Here is a 23667-nt window from a genome sequence, read left to right on the forward strand (position 1 = left end):
GGTTTTTTTGTGGATCTGTTGACTTCCCATTATCGTCCGGGAATACGAATCGTAACGGTGGTGCCGATGCCGAGCCTGCTGAAAATCGAAACGCCGTAAGCGTCACCGTACAACAGCTTGATTCGATTATCCACGTTGCGGATACCGTAGCCCGATAAAGCGTCGCCTCTAGACGGCAGCGCTTGGTCTGAGTTTCTTCCTTCCTGCATGCGCATGCCCATTCCGTCATCGATAATTTTGAACACAATGTCCTGTCCTTCACGGCAGGCCTTTATCATGATATTAATTCCGAGCTTGTCATCCCAGATGGCGTGATTCATCGCATTTTCCACGAATGGCTGAAGCGTCAGCTTCACGATCGGGCAGGGCAGTACTGATTCGTCGATTTGATAATGCACGCGGATTAGATCCGCGAAGCGAATTTGCTGAATCGCCACGTAGTAACGGGTAAGCTGCATTTCCTCGTGAATTGATATTTTGTTTTTACCTTTGTTTAAAGATATACGGTAAAACTTAGCGAGATCGGTGACCATTTTATTCATCCGCTGATCCGAATTTCGAATCGCCAGTGAAGAAATAGAAGCGAGCGTGTTGTATAGAAAATGCGGATTTATTTGCGCTTGCAGCACATTCATCTCCGCTTCCTTCTTATCGATTTCCTTCTTGTACACGTCGGAAATCAAAGTGCTGAGCCGCTGGGACATCTTCCGCAGCACATTGCCGAGCTGTCCGATCTCGTCCCGGCCGAGCGGCCGGATGTCGATATGCTCGAATTCTTCCCTTTCGATGCGGCGGATGATGCCGACGAGATACTCGACCCGCTTGGTGAACAGCCTCGCTGTAATATAAATGAGCAAAGCCATAATGCCAAAGCTGATCAAAGCCAGGATGAAAATCCGTTTTGCGGTTTGATTAGCTTTTGCCAGAAAGCTGTTGTAGGGAATGAGCGCAACGCTCTTCCAGCCGAATTTGGTCGTATTGTAGACCACCAGCATTTTCTCCCCGTTATAGGTGCTGTCGAATCGGCCTTGCAGCTTGTCGGGAAAAGTATCCGGCACGAATTTCTTAAGCGGGCGGTTCAACATGCTTTTGTCTTTTGCGGACATAATGAAGCCCTGATCGTTAACGATTAAGACGGTTTTCTCCGCCGTCTCCTTCTCCATGAGCCGGAAGATGTCCGATTCCAATATATTAATGGTTAAAATACCGTATGCGTTGTCAAGATTGCTTATGTTCAACATGCGCGTCAACGTAAACATAGGAGGCTGATCGACAGCGGGCGGCGTGGATAAGAACCGTACATTTCCGTAGGTATCGAGCAGTGAGCGATAAATTGCCGAGCTTCTAAAGGCATCGTCTATTCGTTTAATATAGATGCCGTCGGCGGGCAGCGAATCGTTGTTAATATAAATGGATAAAGAATGAATATCGGGGTTCGTAGTCAGCATGTTGGAAAACGTATTATTGATGTACTGATAGGCATCCACGAACAGAGAAGGGTCCTGCGTATAGTTGTTTGTCAAGTAAGCGCGCAGCGTATTGTTCAAATACATGGTCGCTGAAAGCTTCGTGTACGTATCCAGCTTATTTTCCAGATTGGAATTGATTTGAGCGACAGATGCGACAGAGCTCGTATACATTTGATTAGAGAGCTCACTTTTAATGGTTTGATAAGAATATAAGACAAAAAACAGAAGCGGGAGAATAGCGCCGAGCAAAAACATCAGAAACAGCTTTTCTCTCAGCCGTAAATTCGTAAAAGGCTTGGTCATCCAGCCTGCTAGCCTTTTCATGCTTCTCACTCCAGCCTATAGATACATTTTTCGATATTCATTCGGGGTACTGCCTCTATGCTTATGGAAGATCGAACAGAAATAAGAGACATTTTCATATCCCACGCTATGTGCAACCTCGCGAACCTTAAGCGCTTTATCCTTCAGCAGCTCAGCTGCTTTGTTCATTCTGAACCTCGTCAAATAATCGAGAATCGTCTCGCCCATCTTTTCCTTGAAAATCGTTCGGATATAGTTGGGAGACAGATAGACCTCCTTGGCAATTTCTTCGACCGTGAGGGGCAAATGATACCGTTCCCCAATCAGCTTCACGATTTGTTCGGCTATTGCTTGATTTCGGTCTATATCCCGCTCGTTTGCCGCTTTCCTCATCTCATTACAGAAATGCATGACATAAGCCTGCATATGCGCTGCCGAGCTCATGGACGAAATCTCCTTCCAATGATCTACAAGCAGCCACTCTTTGAGCGAGCCCGCCAGCAGCATAGAGAAATGCTGTTCTAAGGCGGTTAAGAGCCGAATAATGGCTCGGATTGCAAAGTTCCGATCAATCCGTTCTTCTCTGATCACCCCGAATAAAGATTCAACGTGCAAGCTGATTTGCTCCGTATCTCCGGATTGAATGGCGGAGGAAAGCTTTGCCGCGATTTGTTCGCTCTCATCATCCGTTTGTTTGGTCGGCTTCAGATCTTGCGGAGAGAGAACGGTGCCGCTTTGCTCATAAAACTTCTCCTCATTACAGGTCTTAGCTTCTGCGCAGGCATCCCAAATCGCCTGAAAACCCAAATGCGGGGCAGACAAGCCTATCGTAATCTGCGAGCCGGCGGATGGATCCGAAGCCAAGTGCGCGCGAAGCAGCTCCCAGTAGGCTGCTGTCGATTGCACATGCTGCCGCTCGTCCTGCCATTGAAAGAGTACGTAAAAGGCGTGAGGGTCATCTTCAACCATAATAAACGAATCCAGCCTTTGCCTTGCAGCCGTTCGAAATAGCTCGATTCTGTCGGTCGATGCACTGTCAGCGGGATACGGATCGGTGCCGGGATAGGCCGGAGGAGGATCGAAGGTTGCGTAAACGGCAGCAAACGGTTTATTTTCCGCAAAATCAACTGCGCTAAGCTTCCATTGATTTGTCCATTCCTTGCGTTTCCCCTCGTTAGGCTCGCGTAGGATACGCATCAGCAGCTTCTCCCGCACCCAATCTCCGCCTTGATCCGCCAATTGATCCTCTTCGCATTTTTTCTTGACCTTTTCGAGCAGGGCAAGAAGCTCCTCCATGTCTATTGGCTTCAATAAATAACCGGTCGCTTCGATGTTGAGCGCGGCCTTTATATATTGAAACTCGTTATGCCCGCTCAAATATATAATTTTAATATTTTTATCGATTTGCTTCGCTCTTCTTCCGAATTCCAGCCCGTCCATAATCGGCATGCGGACATCCGTAAGAATGATGTCGGGCTTCAGCTCAGCGAGCTTAGCGAGCGCTTCTTTACCGTTGCGGGCCGTACCCGCGACCGAAATTCCGATTTTATCCCACGGGACATAATGCTCAATCGTTTCCAATTCAATGGCTTCGTCGTCCACTATCAAAATACTGTACATGAAAGTCCCCACCTTTCTATCTCGTGCAACGGGATGTTTTACTAGTTTATCCGCTATAACGTTTTTCAACAATGGAGCGCTCCGAACTGTGTCAATTTGGGATACGAATCGTTAAATGCTTGTATAGAATGGGCCGGTCAGCCGACCTATAATGAAGTCACAAAGCAGCGAAAGACTGGCAGGAGGCTATAACATGGAATCGATATTGAAAGCGGAACCAAGTAAATCCGTTCCACCGAAGCACAAACGAGGCATAGGAAATTCTACGGTATGGGGGAGGCTGAAGGAGCAGCGGCTATTGTATTTGCTAATGCTTCCGGCTTTGATTGTTACGCTCTTATTCTCCTATGTACCTATGTTTGGCCTATATATGGCCTTCATTAATTATTCGCCGGGCGGCGGCTCATTTTTTGGACAGTTTTTCACGACAGAGTTTGTTGGCCTTGACTGGTTTAATTACTTTTTCACGAACGGCGATTTCTACCGGGTGATGCGAAATACGCTGGCTCAAAGCTTCCTGTCTCTGCTGTTCGGTTTTCCGATGCCGATCATTTTGGCGCTTATGATTAATGAGCTCCGCAATGGCTGGTTCAAGCGGACGTTCCAGACGGTTTCCTACATGCCTCATTTTATTTCATGGGTCATTGCAGCAAACATTATCATTACGGTGCTGTCATCCGGAGGCGTGCTCAACAACCTATTGACAGGGCTTGGATTCATCGAGGAGCCGATTCAATTTATGCAGAAGGGTCCTTTGTTCTGGTGGATTATCGCGTTCTCGAACACGTGGAAGGACATGGGGTTTAACGCCATTATGTATCTGGCCGCCATATCGGCGATCAATCCTGAGCTGTACGAGGTGGCGAAGGTGGACGGGGCAAGCCGCTTAAAGCAAATGCTGCATATCACGCTGCCTTCGATTAAACCGACGATTATTATTTTAGCCATTCTAGCGGTAGGCGGCATCTTGAATGCGGGCTTCGATCAGCAGTACTTGCTGCAAAATAATACCGTGCTTCAATATTCGGAGGTTATCGATACGTACACGTACAAATACGGACTCCAAAATGGGATGTTCTCTTACGGCGCAGCAGTCGGTTTATTCAAATCGGTCGTCGCTTTCATCCTCGTCATTAGCGTCAACACGATGGCCAAAAAAATGAATGAACAGTCGTTGTTCTAGGATCGACGAAAGGGGAACGCAGCATGGCAAAATTCAAAAATGATTTTCTGTTTATGTCCATCGTTTACTTATTCATCATCGCGGTATTTATCGTAACGTTTTATCCTTTCTGGAACATATTTATCATTTCGCTTAACAGCGCTGAGGATACGCTGCGCGGGAATTTATATTTGTGGCCGAGGGATTTCAGCTTGGCCAGCTATAAGCAGATTTTATCCGATAGCGAGATTTGGCTCGCCATCAAGGTAACGGTGCAGCGGACGATCATCGGCACGCCGCTCGCGGTAGTCGTTATCAGCATGGTCGCCTATGCGATCAGCAAACGCGAGCTTGTCGGAGGCCGGTTCTGGTCGCTCTACTTCGTATTCACGATGTATTTCGGCGGCGGGCTCATCCCATATTATATGGTGCTGAAGAGTCTTCATCTGATCGACAGCTTCATGGTATTCATTCTGCCAAGCATGATGAATGTGTTCTACATGATCATCGTACGTACCTTTATGCAGCAGCTGCCGCAGGAGCTCGACGAGTCGGCGAAGATTGACGGCGCGAACTACTTGCAAATTTTCTTCAAAATTATATTGCCGCTGACAACGCCTGTGCTTGCCACGATCGGGATGTTCACGGCGATCATGCACTGGAATGCCTGGTTTGACTCCTACGTGTTTACTTACAATTCAGATCTTAAGACGCTGCAGGCGGTGCTGGTCAAAATATTAAACCAATATCAAACGAGCTCGATGGTCGGCGATGCGCAGCAGCTGGCCGATGCCTCTAAGCGGCTCGCGGTCTCGCCGGACACGATTAGGATGGCAGCTACGATGGTGGCCACGCTTCCGATTTTGATGGTCTACCCGTTTCTGCAAAAGTATTTCGTTAAGGGCATGACGCTGGGCGCTGTGAAAAGCTAAAGCCGAGATATTCTTGCTGGAGGTGATGGGGGCCTGTAAGGCCAATGCTTTTGGGTGGAAATGTACTATAATAAGATCACATATAAGGGGGACTTCTACTATGCGTATTAAAAAATGGCTCGTTCTATTTCTCGCCGTTATGGTCGTCGGTTCTGTATTATCTGCCTGCGGCTCGGGCAATACGAAAAACGGCGGTAATGCCGCGGAAAATGAAACCGGTTCTGAGAATGGATCAAAAGAACCGCTCACGCTAACTTTCTTTGATAAAAATACAGGCGATAAGTTCAGCAATGAGGTAGCTGCGGAGATTACGAAACGGACGGGTATTACCGTTGAAATTCAGCAACCGACCGGAAATCCGGCGGAGAAGCTTAATTTGATGCTGGCGAGCGATGACCTTCCCGACATTATTTTATTCGAGCGCAGCAGCGATTTGGTCAACAAATATATCGAATCGGGCGCCATCATTCCATTAAACGATTTGATTGAATCACATGGTCCTGATGTTTCCGAGATGTATGGCGACGTGCTGAACAAGACTCGCTATAAAGACGGTAAAAACTATTATCTCTCCAACTGGTACGGCTTTGAGAGCGAGCCGGTATTCGGCTTCAATATCCGCAAGGATATTATGAAGGAGCTGGCGCCGGATAAAGCAGAGGGCGGCGTACCGTTCACTGCATCGGAATTCAAAAAATTGCTTCAGGATTTCAAAGCGAAATATAAGGCGATGGACGGAAAAGAAACGATTGCCCTTTCGATGGACGGTGAAAACTTCGGCGGCTCGCTTGGCACCTTTAAAGGGATGTTCGGCATGATGCCTTTCTTCGAGGACAACGGCAACTTGCAGTTTGATGTAAAAGATCCGAAGTATCGCGATATGATTCTTTATATGAATGATTTGTACCGCTCGGGCTTGTTAGATAAAGAATGGGCCATCAACAAGAAGCAGGTTTGGGAACAAAAGCTGGCGACAGGCACGGTACTTTCCACTACAGGCGCTTACTGGGATGCTGGTGGAGCTAATACAATCCTGAAGAAAGATCGCGGTGAGGAATCGCAGCTGTTTCCTTACAAAGTTGTCGCAGACGGCGTAGATCCGGCAAAAACAACCTACGGCGGACGCAGCTCGCTTGGCTGGGATGCGATTACGATTACGAAGAAAAATAAAAATCCAGAGCGCACGATGGAGTTCATGAACTTCCTGGCAAGCGAGGAAGGCCAATACTTGCTCATGTGGGGCATCGAGGGTAAGCACTGGGATATGAAGGACGGCAAGCATACGCCTCGTCCGGAAGTGCTTCAAGGCTTCAAGGATGATTGGAATGCGTATACGAAGGAAACGGGCATTCGCAAATGGACTTGGTTTATCAAGAACGGAAAAGGCTCTGACGGCATGCCTTATGATTTGGCAGGACGCTACGAGCGCGGAGCGGTCGATCAAATGGCGCTCAAAAACATGTCCGATTCCATCTACGATTCCGTGCTGTACGACGGTTTAGGACCACAGGGAGGCACGCCTGAAGCGCTTAATGAGCAGAAGGTGAACGATATTGTGAAGCAGGCTTTGACCAAAGCGATCATGGCAAAAACGGCTGAGGAAGCGAGCAGCATTTTCGATAAAATGCTGAGCGATATGAAAGCGGCTGGCGACGAAAAGGTTGAAGCGATTTATACTAGCAATTACAAAAACCGCGTAGAGCTTTGGAAATAACGAATAGCAGAGCGTGTAGGAGGGCCGGCGCAGCCGGCCTTCTTTCATTCTAATATAGGAGCTGATAAAGAATGATCATGGGAGCATTCAAGCTGGAGCAAAGCATGGACGAATTTGTCGTCGATAACGGCATTATACAGGCGAGGGCAAATGTAGCGGACGGAAGCGTATCGCTGCGATGGAGCAGCGGCGAAGCATTGAACGGGCTTTATGCAGAAGCACGTTATGGCCTGGAGCAATTACGTTCCACGTATTACGGCAAGCATTACGTAAAGGAAACGGAAGCTCAGCCGATTACGGACGGCTTTGGCAGCGGCATCCACTGGACGTTTGTGCACGAGGAGCTCGGTAAGCCTGTGCTGCGGCAGCATTTCCGCATGTATGAGCAGCTGCCTTATTTATTGACCGAGCTTGAGGCGGAAAGTGAATTCGATTGGGAGACGAATGAGCTGACTCCGCTGGCTGCTTACTTAAATGACGGGAGCGTGGTTTCCTTTGCGGAAGGCACGGATCCAAGCGAAGAGATAAGAGCACTGTTTATCCCGTTTGATAATGATAAATGGGTGCGTTATGCCTCTCATGCCATTCCATGCAGCGTGCACAGCTATGAAGCAACGGCGATCTACCGCTCAACCAGCAGGAACGGCTTCGTACTTGGATCGGTTACGCATGACCGGTGGAAAACGGGTGTAGTCGTGGAAGGCACGTTCGCGGAAGCGGTTGGCAGGCTTCGGGTATATGGCGGGGCTGCGGACATGCAGACCAGGGATACGGTTTCGCACGGCGCTATTCGGGGCAGAAGCATTACATCGCCGACGATATTTGTGGGAGCGTTTGAAGACTACCGCGGCGGGCTTGAAGCGTATGGGAGAGCTAACGCGGTATTGTCACCTGCCCTGCCATGGGAGGGCGGTATTCCGATGGGGTGGAACAGCTGGTCTGCCGTTATGAGCAAGCTGGACTATGACGTTTATACGCACACATCAGATTTTTTTGCCAAGGAACTGCAGCAAAACGGCTTTTCGGATGACAACGACAGCTTGTACGTCAATTTTGATGCTTTTTGGAACAGCTTGCCTGAGGAGCAGCTCAAAGACGCCGTACGACGGGTGAAGGAAAACGGCCAAAAACCGGGCATCTATTATACGCCGTTCGCTTTCTGGGGAAGCGACCCGGATACGCCGGTTGAAGGAACAGAAGGCAGGGTGCTTTACCGGGAAATCCTGATTAAGGACCAGGCTGGACAGCCGCTGCCGAAGCTGGATGGAGCCTTCCCGATTGACCCGACGCATCCCGAAGCGCAGGAGCGGATCAAGCGCAGCCTGGACAGCTTTGTTGAGCTTGGCTTTGACTACGTGAAGCTGGATTTCTTGACCCACGGAGCGATGGAAGGCGGATTCCACCAAGAGAGTGTGCGTACGGGAATTCAAGCTTACAATATCGGAATGGCGCTTATCCGCGATACGCTTTCGCCGGAGCGGGTCGGCCGTCCTTTTCTGATCAATTTATCGATAGCGCCGTTATTTCCGCATGGCTATGCGCACAGCCGCCGCGTTTCCTGCGACGCCTTCGGGACGATTAACGATACCGAATACATGCTAAACGCGCTTACTTACGGCTGGTGGATCAATGACAGCCTATATCGTTTTAACGATCCCGATCATGTGGTGCTTTACAAAAGCGACAATCAGCGCTCAACCAGCGAGCATGAAGGGAGAAGCCGGCTGAACAGCGCCGTGATTGCCGGCACGTCGCTGCTGCTCGGTGATGATTACCGCGTGTTGGAGGCTGCTCGGCGGGCAAAGGAATGGATGACGAACCGCGAGGTCATGGCGCTTGCGCGGCGCGGCGAAACCTTTAAGCCGGTGGAGGGAAGGAGCGGCAGCAAAGGCGAGGACCTGTTTACGCTGAGAAGAGAAGAGGGCACCTATGTTGCCGCCTTTAACTTTGACGAAGAAAAGGAAAGCGTAAAGCTCGTCTCATTTGCAAGACTCGGCATAGATTCCTCTAAGGGGATAGTGGTTCGGGATTTATGGAGCGGACAAGAGCAGCGCATCGAGGGAGAGAGCGCGGAGCTCCGTATTGAGCTGGCGCCAGCCGAGTCCAAGCTTCTGCTTCTCAAATAAACTCGGCATGCGGGATTGAACGGCATCCTAGTACCCGCGTCCATGGAGATAGTCTAGCAGCAGACTTGTGAAGCAGGACCCTTCTGGATAAAAAAAAGATAGATACGCAGGAAAGTGAAGGGGCTGTCCCAACAGTAGTAAGCTCGCTGGAGAGAGAGCTCGCTTTGAACAGAAATGTTGGAAAACATGAAAAAATAGCGCTGCAGCGGGCTATTCCTGTAGCGTTATTTTTCTGTTCTGGTCTATGGCTGCTCGCTTAAGTAGACTATGGGCAAGCGAAAGCCACCCGACCTCCAGGCTTGCTTTTGGCAAGCCGCGAAGCAGGAACCGCCGGAATCCCCGGTTATTCTTCATCTGCCCGAATCCACTTTCGGGTTCAATTATTCGTCTCGCCGACAGCGCATAACCTTCCTCGCTGCGCAGCTTTTCCCGCACCCGCTGCATGTAACGCATTTATCTCAGACTGACTCGAACCTCCCGGTCGCCTTGCGCCTTCGTACTAACGAGTTTGATGGGGCAACCTTCACAGCTTTCACTGCGGTAATGGCGATGTCGGGTTTCAAATCCACTTTCTGTTGTATCTTTCCTTTCATAGCGAAAGACAAGTTTCTGTCCATTCGCGCATGTCCACGTATCTTCTTCCTCGTCGTAATGCCCATTGTCAAGCTTACTGATGTCCGTTTGCCATTTCTTCGATTTTCCTTATGATACGTGCTGGATTTGACCAACGCCTCAAGCGCTTCCTGTTCTAGGTGAGCCTAGTTCTCTTCTCCGCCCTATCCAGCATCTGCGATGATTGTTCCCGGCAGCGTTCACGACACGAACGGGGTGATTTTCGGGGATATCTTCCGCCAAATCCATTGGCAGGGTAAGTTGGTCCATAGTATATTGCATGTACATAGAAACCTTCCTTTCGAAGATGGTTGGGTGGTACCTCCATTTTAGCAAAGGTGGGTTTCTTTGTTTTTTTTACAGATTTTAAACCATTGAAGAGGGTGCCCTAAAGCCTATACCCACCTAATTTTAGTCTCGCAAATCCAGGGCATCCTCTTAGCCGCCAGCCGCTCCGGTACACTGCAGTTTCTGCAGCAGAATTACGGAATATGCTTCTTTATTTTAGCTACAATGCATTTACTACAGCAGAATAGACGCCACACGTTCCTAATCGCTCAAAAATAGGCACTCCCATTGCAGAAACTGCATTGTACGCCTCGATCCAACTCGTTTTTTGTCCATACATTGCAGAAACTACAACGTAGAACTCTGACCGTACTTTTATTACTCTTAGCTTCTGCAAGACCGTACGTCCAAATGTTTTCAAAAAACATTTAGACCGAGCACCCCATTATACCCGATAGAAATCGACCGCGTTGCTGCAGCAATCGCCGCATGCCCAAACTTAAATCGACGCCTCCGTATGCCGCCCGGCAACAACGCCAGATCACCAAGAAACCATTTGTTTTCACAAGCGTAAACGGCTGTCGCCGCCCTCTGTGGCAAAAGCGGTCGTTTCGCGGAGATATATAAGCCCATTAATAAGTGAAAACTTATAAATTCTTATATATTAAAAAAAGGGCTGTCTCTCGGGTCTTCAGACCTTTTGAGACAGCCCCTTTTTCCCGTTTCCCCCCACTACGACAGCTCCTGTCCATTTACGCTCCGCTTTCGGCACTGCGATGGAGAAAACCTCTTGTACTGTCTGAACATCTGGCTGAAATAGTTGACGCTGCCGAAGCCGACGTTAAACGCGATTTCCGTGACCGGATCGGAAGAATGGATCAATAATTGCTCTGCAGCATTAATCCGGAGCAAATTAACGTATTCCACAAAGGTTTTGCCCGTCATTTTCTTAAAGGTTCTGCAAAAGTGGTATTCGCTCAGATTGACGATGCCGGCCGCTTGCTGCACGGTCAGCTTCTCCGGATAATGCTGCTCGACAAAGGAGATAAGCTCTTTGAACTTCTCGGTCAAATCGGTGTCGATCGGAACTTCGGAGGCAGATGGGCCTTGCAGCTGGTGATGACGGGATAAATGAACCAGCAGCAGATGTAGCATGGAGCGGATTGCGAGCCGGTAGCCTTGGCGCTGCTGCTCGTATTCGGCGATCAGCTGCTTGACGATGCCGGCGATGAATGGATAAAGCGCATCCTTAACTGACAGGTGAATGGGAAAAAAACTCTTTCCGGTTATATAAGGATTCGTGATTTGCATGTGATAGGCGTCGGCCATCGAGCTTCCGGCCAAGGAGGAATGAAAGACCACCGCGTAATACTCCACAGGATCGTCATCTTCAGAAAACCCCGTATGGATCAGCCCTTTGTTTACGAACATAATGTCGCCCGGTTCCGGTCTGACAGTCTCGGAGCCAATATAGAAAATTGCGTTCCCGCGGATAAAATAAATGATTTCCCAATCGTCATGCCAGTGCAAGTGCAGGATCTCCTTGCCCTTCGGAATGATATGGAAAACGTCCAGCGGAAAGCCGGGCTCTTGGTGAGGCACGTCTTGTTTGATTTGATGAGGATTTGTCATGACGGAGTCCCTCCGAAAAGCAAGATTCCTTAACTTTACAGCAATATCAGATAGAGAACTCTATATTTGAAGCACCTATAATTATAGACAATCAGCCGCTGGAATGAAAGCGTTAACTAAAGTAAGGAAGGTCAAATCAAAGGTCTATAGGGGGTTATTACATGGCGTTCGACGTTGAGTCGACAACAGGAGATTCAAGCTGGTATACGCATGATAGATTCGGCATGTTCATTCATTGGGGCTTATATTCGCTGGGAGCCAGGCATGAGTGGATGAAAGGCCGGGAATTTATGACAAATGAGCAGTACTACAAATATTTCAAGCGCTTCGATCCAGATATGTACGATCCCGAGCTATGGGCTTCTCTGGCGGCAGATGCCGGCATGAAATATTTTGTCATCACCGCCAAGCATCATGAGGGATTCTGTTTATGGGATTCCAAGCTGACCGATTATAAAGCGACGAATACGCCGGCAGGCCGGGATCTGTTGACGCCGATGGTGGAAGCCTTTCGTTCAAAAGGCATCAGACCGGGACTGTATTATTCCTTATTGGACTGGCATCATCAGCATTATACGCTCGACGTCAAGCATCCGCTCCGTTATAACGAGGAGTTTCTCGAAGACCAACGGAACCGCGAGTGGCAGCAGTATGTCGATTATTTACATGGGCAAGCGAGGGAGCTGCTGACGGAGTTCGGCAAGATCGATATGATGTTTTTTGACTTCTCGATCCCGCCGGAGAAAGGCTTCCCGGGCAAAGGGAAGGAAGAGTGGCAAAGCGAGAAGCTGGTGAAGCTCATCCGTGAGCTGCAGCCGCACATTCTGCTGAACGACCGTCTGCAGGTGAAGGGGGATATTACTACGCCGGAGCAATATCAACCGCGTGAGTGGATTCAAATGAACGGCAAGCGCGTAGTCTGGGAAGCATGCCATACTTTCAGCGGCTCATGGGGGTATTACCGTGACGAGGTAACGTGGAAGAGCGTAGACACCCTAGTGAAAATGTTAATTGATACGGTAAGCAAGGGCGGCAACCTGCTGCTTAACGTCGGGCCGACCGGACGCGGCGAATTCGACGAACGGGCGATCGACCGGCTGAAAGGCATTGGCGAATGGATGAAGCCCCACAACAAGTCGATTTATGGATGCACCGCAGCCCCGGAGGAGTTCCAATGTCCCGAAGACTGCCGATTTACGTACAATCCGGAGAGCAAGCGTCTCTATCTGCACATTTACAGCTGGCCTTTCAAGCATATTCATCTGCGCGGTTTCTCCGGCAGGGTGGAATACGCACAGCTGCTGAACGATGCCTCGGAAATAAGAATGGTGCAAGGCGAAGAGGAAATGACGATGGAAGCGGGAGCGTTCAACGAAGGCAGGTCACGCGATATTTTGACGCTGCAGCTGCCGGTCAAGAAACCGAACGTAACCGTGCCCGTCATTGAGCTTTTCTTGAAAAACTAAGCCGGAAACGACGGAACGTACATGGAGATGAGACGATGAGTAAACCGAAGCTGGGATTGCAGGGGCCGGTTATCGCCTGGCAGGACTCTTGGGCGGGGCAGGCGTCAGATGATATCATGCGCACGGGCACGGGCAGCGTGTATCCTTCCCAGGATGATACGCCGCCCCCCGGCCGGTTCGTCGAGGCGATGAAGGAGCTTGGCGCCGAGTTTTATGTACACCATATGTTCCCCAGCCTGGCCGGCCAATCGGAAATGGTTCGCGATATGGCGGCACACGGCATGGAGGTGTGCTTAGGAAACGAGTACGGCAATATTAACGGCCCTTACGTAGAAGGAACGAACCGTTACGACGTGCCGGATGATGCGCTGCTTGAAGCGGCTCGCAGCGGCAAGCTAATCGGACTGCTGTACGACGAACCCGAGCATTTGCAAATTAATGCGTCGCAATACCGCAAGGATGAGTTCCTGCCGCATTGGGGAGGTACGGAAGGCAAGTCGCTTGCACTATCACAGGAACGGGTAACCGAAACGGTTGCGGCGAGAGTGAATCACGTACACGGCGTCCTGGCGGGAGCCGGACTGGACCCGGACCGGGTGCCGCTCGTATCCGAATTCGTGTTTCCGACCTTGTTTCATACGACAGCCCGCGGCGGAATGGCCGTTTGCCCGAAAATTATGAAAGAGTCGTTTCAATCGCTGCAGCTTTCCACGGCTCTTGGCGCGGCGAAGCAATATGGCCGGGCAATGTGGGTTTGCGCCGACCTATGGGGACCGGATGCTGGGCCATGGTTCACCCGCACCTCCGGATTTCCAGGGCATTCGCCGGAGGAATACGCTTCGGCTCTGCGAATGGGCTATTATATGAGCCCGACCCATCTGTTTACGGAAAATATCGACGTTTTGCTGCAGTACGAGAACGACCGGTTCCGCAAGACGGAATTCGGGGACGTATGGGATGAGTTCGTGCGCGGCTTCATTCCGGAGCATCCCTTGTCCTGGACGCATGGCCAAGCCGAGCCCGATATCGTTGTCATCCATTCGGATGACAGCAACTACGGGCAGAACAAAAGGTTATTCGGCAATCGCAGCCTGACCGCTCCGGCTTCGACGCAAAGTGTGTTCCATGTGTGGCATCTTCTCAGTCACGGTACTATTCCCGCCCATGGAAGCTGCATGCATATTCCCGGCTATTCGTTTCCCCGGCAACAGTTGAAAGCGCAGGTTCCGAAGGATCGCTTTCCGCTGAAGGAAGGCTGGCCTTTTCCCTTGGAGGAGCGGGTGCATCCGCTGCATTATCCGGTCAACAATGCGATTGTATTTGACGATACGGTACAAGAACATCAGCTTGGCTGTCCGAAGCTGATACTAGTTGCCGGCGACCGGATATCGGAAGAGTCTTTGAAGGCGGTTCGCCGCCGGGCGGAGTCGGGAGCAACGGTTGTTATCGGACGGTGGCTATCATCGGATCATTGGTCCGCAAGCGGCCGCGCCGGTGAAGGCAATTGGCTCGTGACCGACAGCTTTTTAACGGATGACCTCGTAAAGGAAGCGGTTCAGCCGTTTCTCGGCAGTCCCGATTGCTGGATGCAGCGCTTCGGCGGCACGGAGGTACGGATGTATAAGGCGGACTCGCATGGCTTTACGCTTGATTTTGAAATAAGAAAGGGGTGAACCGTACGACATGAGCCGGTATGCCGCGACATGCGAAATCAGGGAAGGGCTTAAGGTCATCGTATTGACCGATGCGGCCTGCAAGGCGACGGCGGAGTTGCTGCCGGCGGCAGGCAACAATCTTTACCGCTTCGAAAGCAAGGGGCATCCGGTTATTATGCCGCCGGTCAGTCTTCTATCTTTAAAGAATGAACCGTTCGATGCTTTCAAATACGGCACGCCTATTTTATTTCCGCCCAACCGTGTAAAGCGAGGCCGGTTTTCGTTTCGCGGACGCCAGTACAGCCTGCCTTTGAACGAACCTCCAGACAATCATCTGCATGGCGAGATATCCTCCAGAGGCTGGGAGGTTATTGAACAGGGAGCAAGCGATCATGGCGGAGCTTCGGTCACCAGCTGTTTTCATTACGCCTTGCATCCCGAACTGCTAGAATATTTCCCGCATCCGCTTTCGTTTACCGTCACTTATCGCCTCTTCGAAGGACGGCTGATGATGGACACGAAAATCCGGAACGACGGGGAGGACGAGGCGCCTTTCGCGTTTGGGCTCCATCCTTACTTTTCTATTCCTTTTAAGAGCGGGGAGCAGCTTGCATTGAAGGTTCCGGCGGCCTCGGAGTGGCCGGTAACGAATGAGGCGTTCGTTATGGGAACGCCGGCAGTTACGCCATTCAGTCAAGCGTTGAAGGAAGGTGTCAGCATGACGGATTATCCGCGGCTCGGCTGCTCGCTGCTGGCACTGGAAGACGAGGAAGAGGACCATACTTGCCGAATCGAAATGAAGGACAGCGGGTATGCGATCACCTACTGCTTCGACCGCAAATTCCCGTTTCTCGTTTTATTCCGTCCTGATTGGGCCGAGGCCTATTCGCTGGAGCCGTATACGAGCGTAACCGACGCGTTCAATCTGCCTTACGGCCACGAGCTGACGGGAGCCCGGGGAATCGGGGCAGGGGAAGAAATCCGTTTAACAACCAGCCTAGCGGTGGAAGCCTTGGTTTAAGAATAGGGTTTCCATGCGATTGGAAGATCAAATGACCCGCGCAGCGGACTTGTTCACCCTAGTTTTTAAGAGCGGAGGAGGACTGTCATATGGAAGCTGTCGATTTGAATTTACCTATCAATCCGGAAATGCCTAGGCGCAAAGATTACCGGATCGGCTGCATCGGTTCCGGGTTCATTATGAGGGATTGCCATCTCGTGGCGTACAGGGACGCAGGCTTTCACCCGTATGCCATCAGCTCGAGAACGCACGGAAATGCCAAAGCCGTGGCGGAGCTGCACGGCATCCCCCATGTGTACGAAACATGGGAGGAGCTGATCCGGGATCCGCAAATCGAAATCCTGGATATAGCTGTTCCACCGGACCGGCAGCTGGAAATCGTTCGGGAAGCCGTCAAGCAAGCTCATATTAAAGGGATCCTTTGCCAAAAGCCTCTTGCCATGAATATGCGGGAAGCGTGCGAAATCGTGGAGCTGTGCGAAGAGGCGGGCATAAAAATCGGCGTCAATTCGAATATGCGTTACGACCAATCCGTGCGGGCACTGAAAGCGGTACTCGATAGGGGGTATCTCGGAGAGCCGGTTCTGGCGACGATCGAAATGCGGGCTATCCCGCATTGGCAGGATTTTCTTCACAAGTATGAGCATGTTGAAATTCTTAATATGGGTATCCACCATATCGATGCTTTCCGTTATTTGTTCGGAGATCCCGAGAGGATTACCGCCGTTGCGCGCAGGGATCCCCGCATCGCCTTCAAGCATATCGACGGCATTTCCCAATATACGTTCCAATACGGCAATGAGCTGCTAGCAACCAGCCTGGACGATGCGTGGGCGTGGCCGGGCGAAGGGACCGAGCAGGATATTTACATCAAATGGAGAGTCGAAGGACTGGATGGCGTGGCTCAAGGGACGATCGGCTGGCCAACTTATCCAGAAAGAACGCCAAGCACGCTTGAGTTTACGACCAAGCGGTCGCCGGGCAAATGGCACCGTCCCGCATGGGACCAGGTATGGTTTCCAGATGCATTCCAGGGAACGATGGCCCAGCTGCTGCGCGCGGTCGAAACGGATACGGAGCCTGAAATCGGAGGAAGGGATAACCTGCATACGATGGCGTTGGTGGAGGCGTGCTATAAGTCTATTGCCGAACGGCGCACGGTCGAATTTTCTGAGACGGCAAGCAAAATCAAATCCTATACGTTTGAGGGAGGCAGTCCGCTATGATTTCAGTAGGTATTTTCAACGGGTATTATCCTTATACGCTTTCGGAAACGATCGCCAAAATTCAAAAAGACGGATTTTCCTGCGTTCAGCTCGATTTGTCGTTCAAGGACATGGACCTTTCGCTCGATTCACTTACGCAGGAAAAGGCCCGTCATATTCGCGACGCGTTCCGGGATGCCAACCTGCCGATCGTTTGTATTTCTGGCTACACCAATATCATTCATCCGGATCCAAGGAAGCGGGCGGAAAATATTGAGGGCTTGAAGACGCTGCTGAAATTTGCCCGCGATCTGGGCTCGCCCTACGTAATCAGCGAGACAGGAACGTACAATACGGAAAGCGATTGGGTATGGGATCCGAAAAACGGTACCGAAGAAGCTTATGAGACGGTATGCGGGGAACTTGAGAGCCTGGCAAAATTTGCGTATGAACACGGTTCTATGTTTTTGGTGGAAAACTACGTCAACAATGTCATCGGCTCGGTCGACCAGCTAGCCCGCTTATTCTCGGATGTCAATCACCCGGGCCTTGGCCTTCTGATGGATCCTACCAACTATTTCACGGACAAAAATATCAATCAAGTCGACGAAGAGCTAAACCGCATCTTCAATACGCTGGGCGACAAAATCAAGATCGCTCATGCGAAAGACTGCAAGCCTGCCGTAGATACCTCAGAGAAGCATGCGGCGATCGATGCGGCTGAATCGCATACGTTCCGCGGTGCAGGCGGCGTAGAACTCCCCGCTCCCGGCCTTGGTATCTTGAATTATGACCTGTATTTGCAGCGCCTCTCCAAGCTTCATCCGAATATACCGATCATCATCGAGCATTTGGATGAGCAGGACATCCCGCGCGCGAAAAGGTTTCTTGACGGCAAATTAAAGGAAAACGGCTGTTAACCGGCCGAATCCTGAGTTTGGTCGGTTCGGCGGGTAAGCCCGATGATTTTCGGGTTTATCCGCCGCCTATTTTCCCAGCAAAAAGGAGGAGCGATCCATGGCTTCCGTCAACAGGCAAAAACGGGATTACAGCATCACAGGACCCGAAAACCAACGTGCGCATGAAAGAGGGCTGGTCGCGGCCGAATGGTATACATGCCCGATTCCCCGCCAGCGCATGAAAGAGTTGATGAAAAGAAAGAACGGCCCGGCTATCCGGGATACGCTCATTTGGTTCGGCTTACTTCTCATTGTAGGTTATATTGCTTATCTGGCATGGGGATCGTGGTGGGCGGTTCCGGCGTTTTTGGCTTACGGCATTCTCTATGCGACGCCCGGCGATTCCCGCTGGCATGAATGCGGGCACGGAACCGCGTTTAAGACGCCTTGGATGAACGAATTCGTTTACCAAATCGCTTCCTTTATGGTATTGCGGTCTGCTACGCCTTGGCGATGGAGCCATGCCCGCCATCATACGGATACGATCATTGTTGGGCGCGACCCGGAAATTATTACGGAGAGACCGCCGGTCTGGAAAATTATAATTATGCAAATCTTCCATCTTTACGGCGGGCCGATTGAGCTGAAACGGTTTATGCTGCATACATTCGGAAAGCTGGATACGCAGGAAAAGGAGTATATTCCCGTCTCTGAGCATCGCAAAACGTTCCGCGAGGCCCGCATTTACATGCTCATCCTGCTGACGGTCGCTGCCGCATGCGTGTATGCAGGGAGTATACTTCCCGCTATGTTTTTGTTTTTGCCTTCTTTTTACGGAGGGATCGTCGTCATTTTATTCGGCATTACGCAGCATTTGGGACTTCACGAGGACGTGCTTGACCACCGGTTGAACACCCGCACCATTTATATGAATCCGGTATTGCGGTTTCTGTACTGGAACATGAACTATCATGTCGAGCATCATATGTTTCCGATGGTTCCCTATCATGCGCTCCCGAAGCTCCATCAAGAGATGAAGGCAGATTGCCCAGTTGCGCGTCCCGGCTTGTTCGCCGCTTTAAAAGAAGTGATTGCGGCTCTTCGGAAGCAAAAGCATAATCCCGCTTATGTTGTAGAAAAACCGCTGCCGGTTACCGCACACCCCTATATGCGCGGCGTACGGGAGGATACCAGCCTAAGGAGTGAAGTGCAATGAGGACCGGAACGTGGATCGAAGCCTGCGCGGCGGATGCTATTGATGTGGAGGATGTGATCCGTTTTGACTTTGAGGATCGCACCTATGCGATATACAGGACGGACAATGGGGAATACTTCGCCACCGACGGGTTCTGCACGCATGAACGGATTCATTTGTCGAACGGCTTAGTAATGGGCAACGTCATTGAATGCCCGAAGCATAACGGCCGCTTCGACATTTCTACCGGCAAAGCGAAGCGGGCGCCGGTATGCGTCGATTTAAAAACATATCCCGTGAAGGTTGAAGCAGGTAAAGTGTTTATTCAAGCCTAGCTTCTGCGCTTCAATCTAACAGGAAAGGAACGAATCGATGAAATATAATGTGTTCGGCCGCACGGGAAGGCAGGTATCACGCTTAGGCTATGGCGCAATGGGACTCGGGGGCTCATTCGGTGCCTATGAAGAGAAGGACCTGGTACGCTCCGTTATTCACAGCTTGGAGCGGGGCGTGACTTTTATCGATACCGCGCGCAACTATGGAGAATCGGAACGTATTTTAGGCCTGGCTTTGCAGGAGTGGAGCGGGGAAAGGCCATTCCTTGCTTCCAAAATCCAGTCCAAAGGTCCGGGAAACCTGGGCTGGGGCATTCCGATCCCGGTGGAGACGGCGTATCCGAGAGGCTGGCTGAGGGAAAGCACGGAAGCTTCGCTCAGGCAGCTTGGCGTAGACACCATTGATTTGATGCAGCTTCATCAATATTGGCCGCAGTGGGATAGCTCGGACTATTGGATGGATGAGCTGCTTGAGCTCAAGCAGGAAGGGAAGATCGGCGCAATCGGCATTTCATTGCCCGACCAGCGCCATGATATTGCGCTTCCGATCGTACAAAGCGGTAAAATTGATTCCGTCCAAACGGTGTTTCATATTTTCGACCCGCAGCCGCTCGACTGCCTGATTCCGGCTTGCGAGCAGAACAACGTCGCGCTCATCGCGCGCTGCATATTGGATGAGGGCGGATTGACGGGGTTCCTGAAAGAGGACACGGTGTTCGAAGACGGCGATTTCCGAAAATCTTATTTTGATTATATGCCTCGCAGCTTGTATATCGAGCGTGTCAATCGGCTGCGGGAAATGTTCATACCTGCATATGCCAGCAGTTTGGCGGAGCTTGCCATTAAATTCGTTTTGCATCATCCGGGGGTAACCACGGCCATCTCCTCGATGCATGTGACAAAGTTTGCGGACGAGAACATCGCCGCCGTTGATCGCGAGCCTTTACCGGAGAGCGTATTTGAGGAAATCAGACGCCATCACAGATGGGTGAGAAATTTTTATGAAACCAAATACTGGGTCTAAGACGTTGTGGGCGGAGCTGCTGCCTTATGAATTTAAACAAAGAATAGCGGAATGTCCGGTCGTCTATTTGCCCCTTGGCCTTTGCGAGCCGCATGGGCAGGTCAGCGCGTTCGGCCTTGATACGATAAAAGCGGAATGGCTCTGCCTAGAAGCAGCCCGGCAAGCCGGGGGCATCGTGGCCCCTTCCATGGGCTATCACATTCATGAAACAGGCTATCATGCCGGATGGCTGGAACAGACGGTAGGCGAGGAGCAACCGCACATGACGGCCATGCCGCCTGGGATTTATCTTTCTTTTTTTCTGTATCAGCTAAGGGCGTTCGTGAATGCGGGGTTTAAAGCGGTTGTCGTTATCTCTGGGCACAGCGGGGGAAATCAAGCGGATTTGCGGAAAGCGGCCAGTCTATTTATGAAATATGTTCCGGTTCAAGTATGGGTAAGAAGTGATCCGGAGTTGGTCGAAGGATTATATGAAGGCGACCATGCCGGCAAATACGAGCTTTCGCAATTGATGTATATCCGGCCGGATTTAGTCGATATGAGTGCCAAGCGTTACGAAGAGCTGGCAGATTACGGCGGGCGCCTGGCGATTGGGGCAGATGCGCTTGAAGCGAATGCGGAATGGGGAAGAGCGATCATGGAAGCCTGCTTAAACCGCTTATGCTCCGAAGTTTCCCGAATGAAGGAAGAGGCAGAACGAACCATCGTGAAGCAAGATGTTCCTTACTCAACGATCGACTCGGTTCTAAAAGAGCTCATGCAAAGCACTGACGAATGGGTGACGGCTAGCCCTTGGAACGGGCAAACAGCCGTATCCGAGCACTCCCGGTGGAAGCCGTATGAATATTATCGGGTGACGTGATAAGGGAATCTATGACGAATGCGCTGCCTGCCGATACATCCCTATAATGTTATATGTAAAACAGTTATGCATAACGATTCCAAGTAGAGCTTGGCCATAGAACAAGGAGGAAGCAGACCTATGAAAACTTACAAACTGGGCGTTGTCGGATTGGGAGAAGGCCGAAGCATTATGTCGGCCGCTTTAAGCAGTAAGCGTTGGGAGCTTGAGATGGTGTGCGACATCAATCCGTCGATGTGCGAACTGCGAGCAGAGGAGTTTGGCTTCAACCGCTGGACGACAGATTACGGCACGCTGCTTGGCAATCCCGATATTGACGTGATAGCGATTTATACACCAGACCAGCTGCATCTTACCCACATTACCCAAGCGCTGGAGGCGGGTAAACACGTCATCTGCACCAAGCCGCTGCTCACCTCGCTGGAAGGCTCGAACGAGCTGCTGGAGACGGTGCGGAAGTCCGGAAAACGTGTATTCGTCGGTCAGAGCTCGCGCTTCTTCGAGCCAATGATCCGGCAGCGGGCGGACTTTGAGAAGGGGCGGCACGGCGACGTTCAAACGGTTGAGGCCCATTATATCGCGGACAGCCGCTGGTTTCTGGACAAACCGTGGAGCCGCCAGCGCGGCTTCAGCTGGATGTACAATTTTATGATCCATGCCGTCGATTTGGTGCGTTGGTATTTGCCTGGGGTGACCGAGGTAACAGGCTTCGGAAATGTGAGCGAAACAAGCCGCAGCTACGGCCTGGACACATGGGATTCGATGCGCTTCCTCGTTCGTGACGACCAAGGCAGAATCGGCCAAATTTCCGGCAGCTACACGCTCCCGGCGTTAGGATCGGATGTCGAGCCCGGCATCGGCTGCGTCATACGAGGTACGAAGGGATCTTCGCGGGCGGAATACTCTAATTTGCGTTACCATACGCATTTCGCTGGGGAAGGGAAAGTCACGCATTCCTTCGAGGAAATGCATGATTACTATTTCCGCTTCGAGGGCAAGAGCCACCATGCCGGGGAATACCAAAATTACATTGAATATTTTGCGGAATGCCTGGATACGGGAGCTGTCCCGCTGCCGGATGTAGAGGAAGCCGTGCGGACGCTGGCACTGATGGCGGCGATGGAGCGAAGCATGAAGGAAGGCGGCAAGCCGATAAGCATCGACGATATTGTCCGCGAGAACGCATTGGCTTGAACCGCTGATATTACGCGGATGAACATCTTAGTCTATAACATCTCGTATGCTGACCATGCGGGATGGCTAGCTGCATTTGATGTATTTAAATCGACGATAATGGCCAAATCATTGGTTTATCGGGATTTAGTTACATGGAATGCAGTTATTTTTATTGTTTTTTTTGATTTTCGTTCAAATAATCCTTCGGCGTGCATCCCGTCATTTGCTTGAAGATCCGGCTGAAATAAAACTGGTCGGGGTAACCGACCTGTTCTCCTACTTCTTTGACGGATAAATGCCGGCGGTTGGCCAGCAAATATTTGGCTTCATTGATGCGAAGCGCCATCAGGTAGCGGGAAGGAAGCTCGCCCGTATGCTTGATGAACAGCTTGCTCAAATAGGAGGCGTTGAAGTTGAAATTGCGAGCGATTTGCTCCAGGCTCACTTCCTTCTGAAAGTTGTCCCTGAGGAACTGCTGCACCCTCCTTACGATTTCCTCGGTGCTTATTCCTGGATTTTGCATGCCTTTCATGTTTTCTTTGTAGGTGGATTCTTCGCGTTCAATAGCGGTTTTCACTTTCGCGAGCACGCGCTGCAGCTCATCTGCGGAGATAGGCTTCAGCAAATAGTCGGTAACGCCAAATTGTATGGCTTGACGCGCATATTCAAAATCGGCATAGCCGCTCGTGATGATTTTGCAGACGCGGGGATGATACAGGTGCATATGCTTGATTAGCTCCATACCGTCCATGACAGGCATCCGGATATCCGTAACCAGCAGATCGGGCTGTCCAGATTGGACGAGCTCGAGCGCTTCTTTCCCGTTTTGAGCGGTGCCGATGACCTTAACCGCCTCGTCGAGCCCTTCGATTTTGCGGGCCAGATTGTTGCGGATCAAATCCTCGTCCTCAGCGACAATCACTCTGATCTGCCTTGCATCCTCCATCATGACGACCTTCTTTCCATAAGGA

The 23667-nt window shown here is 50.9% G+C and carries 18 protein-coding genes and 1 pseudogene; 14 read left to right on the forward strand and 5 right to left on the reverse strand.

Translation table 11 applies throughout. The annotated features are described in order from the left end of the window. Positions 1-29: 29 nt before the first annotated feature. Entirely contained in the window at positions 30-1793 is a 1764-nt protein-coding gene (locus tag AC1DLI_RS05085) for a sensor histidine kinase (RefSeq protein ID WP_477600241.1), read from the reverse strand. 15 nt (positions 1794-1808) lie between these two features. Continuing rightward, positions 1809-3392, reverse strand: a complete 1584-nt coding sequence (locus AC1DLI_RS05090; protein WP_477600243.1) for a response regulator — start codon at positions 3390-3392, stop codon at positions 1809-1811. Positions 3393-3585: 193 nt separating this feature from the next. Between AC1DLI_RS05090 and AC1DLI_RS05095 the strand changes: the two genes are divergently transcribed. The 4 genes from AC1DLI_RS05095 to AC1DLI_RS05110 all read left to right on the forward strand — a co-directional run bounded on the left by AC1DLI_RS05095 (position 3586) and on the right by AC1DLI_RS05110 (position 9326). Continuing rightward, complete coding sequence (locus AC1DLI_RS05095; RefSeq protein ID WP_477600245.1) at positions 3586-4575, forward strand: ABC transporter permease; 990 nt, start codon at positions 3586-3588, stop codon at positions 4573-4575. Positions 4576-4598: 23 nt separating this feature from the next. Beyond that, on the forward strand, positions 4599-5486 hold the full coding sequence (locus tag AC1DLI_RS05100) for a carbohydrate ABC transporter permease (RefSeq protein WP_477600247.1): 888 nt from the start codon (positions 4599-4601) through the stop codon (positions 5484-5486). A 100-nt stretch (positions 5487-5586) separates the two neighbouring features. Next, positions 5587-7200, forward strand: coding sequence for an ABC transporter substrate-binding protein (locus AC1DLI_RS05105; RefSeq protein WP_477600249.1), 1614 nt, complete (start codon positions 5587-5589; stop codon positions 7198-7200). Positions 7201-7271: 71 nt separating this feature from the next. After that, positions 7272-9326, forward strand: coding sequence for an alpha-galactosidase (locus AC1DLI_RS05110; protein ID WP_477600251.1), 2055 nt, complete (start codon positions 7272-7274; stop codon positions 9324-9326). 210 nt (positions 9327-9536) lie between these two features. On the opposite strand, the pseudogene AC1DLI_RS05115 reads toward AC1DLI_RS05110, so the two are convergent. Next, positions 9537-10135, reverse strand: a pseudogene (locus AC1DLI_RS05115) (transposase); the annotation flags it as partial. 823 nt (positions 10136-10958) lie between these two features. Continuing rightward, positions 10959-11858 (reverse strand): AraC family transcriptional regulator, encoded by a 900-nt coding sequence (locus AC1DLI_RS05120; RefSeq protein ID WP_477600253.1) that lies wholly within the window; start codon positions 11856-11858, stop codon positions 10959-10961. A 161-nt stretch (positions 11859-12019) separates the two neighbouring features. On the opposite strand from AC1DLI_RS05120, the gene AC1DLI_RS05125 reads away from it, so the two are divergent. The 10 genes from AC1DLI_RS05125 (at position 12020) to AC1DLI_RS05170 (ending at position 22714) form a co-directional block, all read left to right on the forward strand. After that, positions 12020-13324, forward strand: coding sequence for an alpha-L-fucosidase (locus AC1DLI_RS05125; protein ID WP_477600255.1), 1305 nt, complete (start codon positions 12020-12022; stop codon positions 13322-13324). A gap of 35 nt (positions 13325-13359) precedes the next feature. Beyond that, complete coding sequence (locus tag AC1DLI_RS05130; RefSeq protein WP_477600257.1) at positions 13360-14997, forward strand: hypothetical protein; 1638 nt, start codon at positions 13360-13362, stop codon at positions 14995-14997. Positions 14998-15007: 10 nt separating this feature from the next. After that, positions 15008-16000 (forward strand): aldose 1-epimerase, encoded by a 993-nt coding sequence (locus AC1DLI_RS05135; RefSeq protein WP_477600259.1) that lies wholly within the window; start codon positions 15008-15010, stop codon positions 15998-16000. Positions 16001-16089: 89 nt separating this feature from the next. Next, on the forward strand, positions 16090-17226 hold the full coding sequence (locus tag AC1DLI_RS05140) for a Gfo/Idh/MocA family protein (RefSeq protein WP_477600261.1): 1137 nt from the start codon (positions 16090-16092) through the stop codon (positions 17224-17226). After that, positions 17223-18125, forward strand: coding sequence for a sugar phosphate isomerase/epimerase family protein (locus tag AC1DLI_RS05145; protein WP_477600263.1), 903 nt, complete (start codon positions 17223-17225; stop codon positions 18123-18125). Before AC1DLI_RS05140 ends, AC1DLI_RS05145 begins: the two co-directional genes overlap by 4 nt. A gap of 97 nt (positions 18126-18222) precedes the next feature. Beyond that, positions 18223-19320: a fatty acid desaturase family protein gene (locus AC1DLI_RS05150; protein WP_477600265.1), complete on the forward strand. Its 1098-nt coding sequence runs from the start codon at positions 18223-18225 to the stop codon at positions 19318-19320. Beyond that, a complete protein-coding gene (locus tag AC1DLI_RS05155) occupies positions 19317-19634 on the forward strand; it encodes a MocE family 2Fe-2S type ferredoxin (protein ID WP_477600267.1) in 318 nt (105 codons plus the stop codon). The genes AC1DLI_RS05150 and AC1DLI_RS05155 overlap by 4 nt, the downstream gene beginning before the upstream one ends. 37 nt (positions 19635-19671) lie before the next feature. Continuing rightward, positions 19672-20658, forward strand: a complete 987-nt coding sequence (locus AC1DLI_RS05160; protein WP_477600269.1) for an aldo/keto reductase — start codon at positions 19672-19674, stop codon at positions 20656-20658. Next, positions 20636-21520, forward strand: a complete 885-nt coding sequence (locus AC1DLI_RS05165; protein ID WP_477600271.1) for a creatininase family protein — start codon at positions 20636-20638, stop codon at positions 21518-21520. The genes AC1DLI_RS05160 and AC1DLI_RS05165 overlap by 23 nt, the downstream gene beginning before the upstream one ends. 120 nt (positions 21521-21640) lie before the next feature. Beyond that, a complete protein-coding gene (locus tag AC1DLI_RS05170; RefSeq protein WP_477600273.1) occupies positions 21641-22714 on the forward strand; it encodes a Gfo/Idh/MocA family protein in 1074 nt (357 codons plus the stop codon). Positions 22715-22865: 151 nt separating this feature from the next. Here AC1DLI_RS05170 and AC1DLI_RS05175 read toward each other — a convergent pair whose 3' ends face one another. Next, positions 22866-23645 (reverse strand): response regulator transcription factor, encoded by a 780-nt coding sequence (locus AC1DLI_RS05175; protein WP_477600275.1) that lies wholly within the window; start codon positions 23643-23645, stop codon positions 22866-22868. Between the last annotated feature and the right edge of the window lie 22 nt (positions 23646-23667).

The organism is Paenibacillus sp. 01T443, from assembly GCF_056398325.1.

Bases quoted from the DNA above. Each gene is read 5' to 3' on its own strand.
- AC1DLI_RS05085 (WP_477600241.1), bottom strand. From the start codon at position 1,793: ATGAAAAGGCTAGCAGGCTGGATGACCAAGCCTTTTACGAATTTACGG.
- AC1DLI_RS05090 (WP_477600243.1), bottom strand. From the start codon at position 3,392: ATGTACAGTATTTTGATAGTGGACGACGAAGCCATTGAATTGGAAACG.
- AC1DLI_RS05095 (WP_477600245.1), top strand. From the start codon at position 3,586: ATGGAATCGATATTGAAAGCGGAACCAAGTAAATCCGTTCCACCGAAG.
- AC1DLI_RS05100 (WP_477600247.1), top strand. From the start codon at position 4,599: ATGGCAAAATTCAAAAATGATTTTCTGTTTATGTCCATCGTTTACTTA.
- AC1DLI_RS05105 (WP_477600249.1), top strand. From the start codon at position 5,587: ATGCGTATTAAAAAATGGCTCGTTCTATTTCTCGCCGTTATGGTCGTC.
- AC1DLI_RS05110 (WP_477600251.1), top strand. From the start codon at position 7,272: ATGATCATGGGAGCATTCAAGCTGGAGCAAAGCATGGACGAATTTGTC.
- AC1DLI_RS05120 (WP_477600253.1), bottom strand. From the start codon at position 11,858: ATGACAAATCCTCATCAAATCAAACAAGACGTGCCTCACCAAGAGCCC.
- AC1DLI_RS05125 (WP_477600255.1), top strand. From the start codon at position 12,020: ATGGCGTTCGACGTTGAGTCGACAACAGGAGATTCAAGCTGGTATACG.
- AC1DLI_RS05130 (WP_477600257.1), top strand. From the start codon at position 13,360: ATGAGTAAACCGAAGCTGGGATTGCAGGGGCCGGTTATCGCCTGGCAG.
- AC1DLI_RS05135 (WP_477600259.1), top strand. From the start codon at position 15,008: ATGAGCCGGTATGCCGCGACATGCGAAATCAGGGAAGGGCTTAAGGTC.
- AC1DLI_RS05140 (WP_477600261.1), top strand. From the start codon at position 16,090: ATGGAAGCTGTCGATTTGAATTTACCTATCAATCCGGAAATGCCTAGG.
- AC1DLI_RS05145 (WP_477600263.1), top strand. From the start codon at position 17,223: ATGATTTCAGTAGGTATTTTCAACGGGTATTATCCTTATACGCTTTCG.
- AC1DLI_RS05150 (WP_477600265.1), top strand. From the start codon at position 18,223: ATGGCTTCCGTCAACAGGCAAAAACGGGATTACAGCATCACAGGACCC.
- AC1DLI_RS05155 (WP_477600267.1), top strand. From the start codon at position 19,317: ATGAGGACCGGAACGTGGATCGAAGCCTGCGCGGCGGATGCTATTGAT.
- AC1DLI_RS05160 (WP_477600269.1), top strand. From the start codon at position 19,672: ATGAAATATAATGTGTTCGGCCGCACGGGAAGGCAGGTATCACGCTTA.
- AC1DLI_RS05165 (WP_477600271.1), top strand. From the start codon at position 20,636: ATGAAACCAAATACTGGGTCTAAGACGTTGTGGGCGGAGCTGCTGCCT.
- AC1DLI_RS05170 (WP_477600273.1), top strand. From the start codon at position 21,641: ATGAAAACTTACAAACTGGGCGTTGTCGGATTGGGAGAAGGCCGAAGC.
- AC1DLI_RS05175 (WP_477600275.1), bottom strand. From the start codon at position 23,645: ATGATGGAGGATGCAAGGCAGATCAGAGTGATTGTCGCTGAGGACGAG.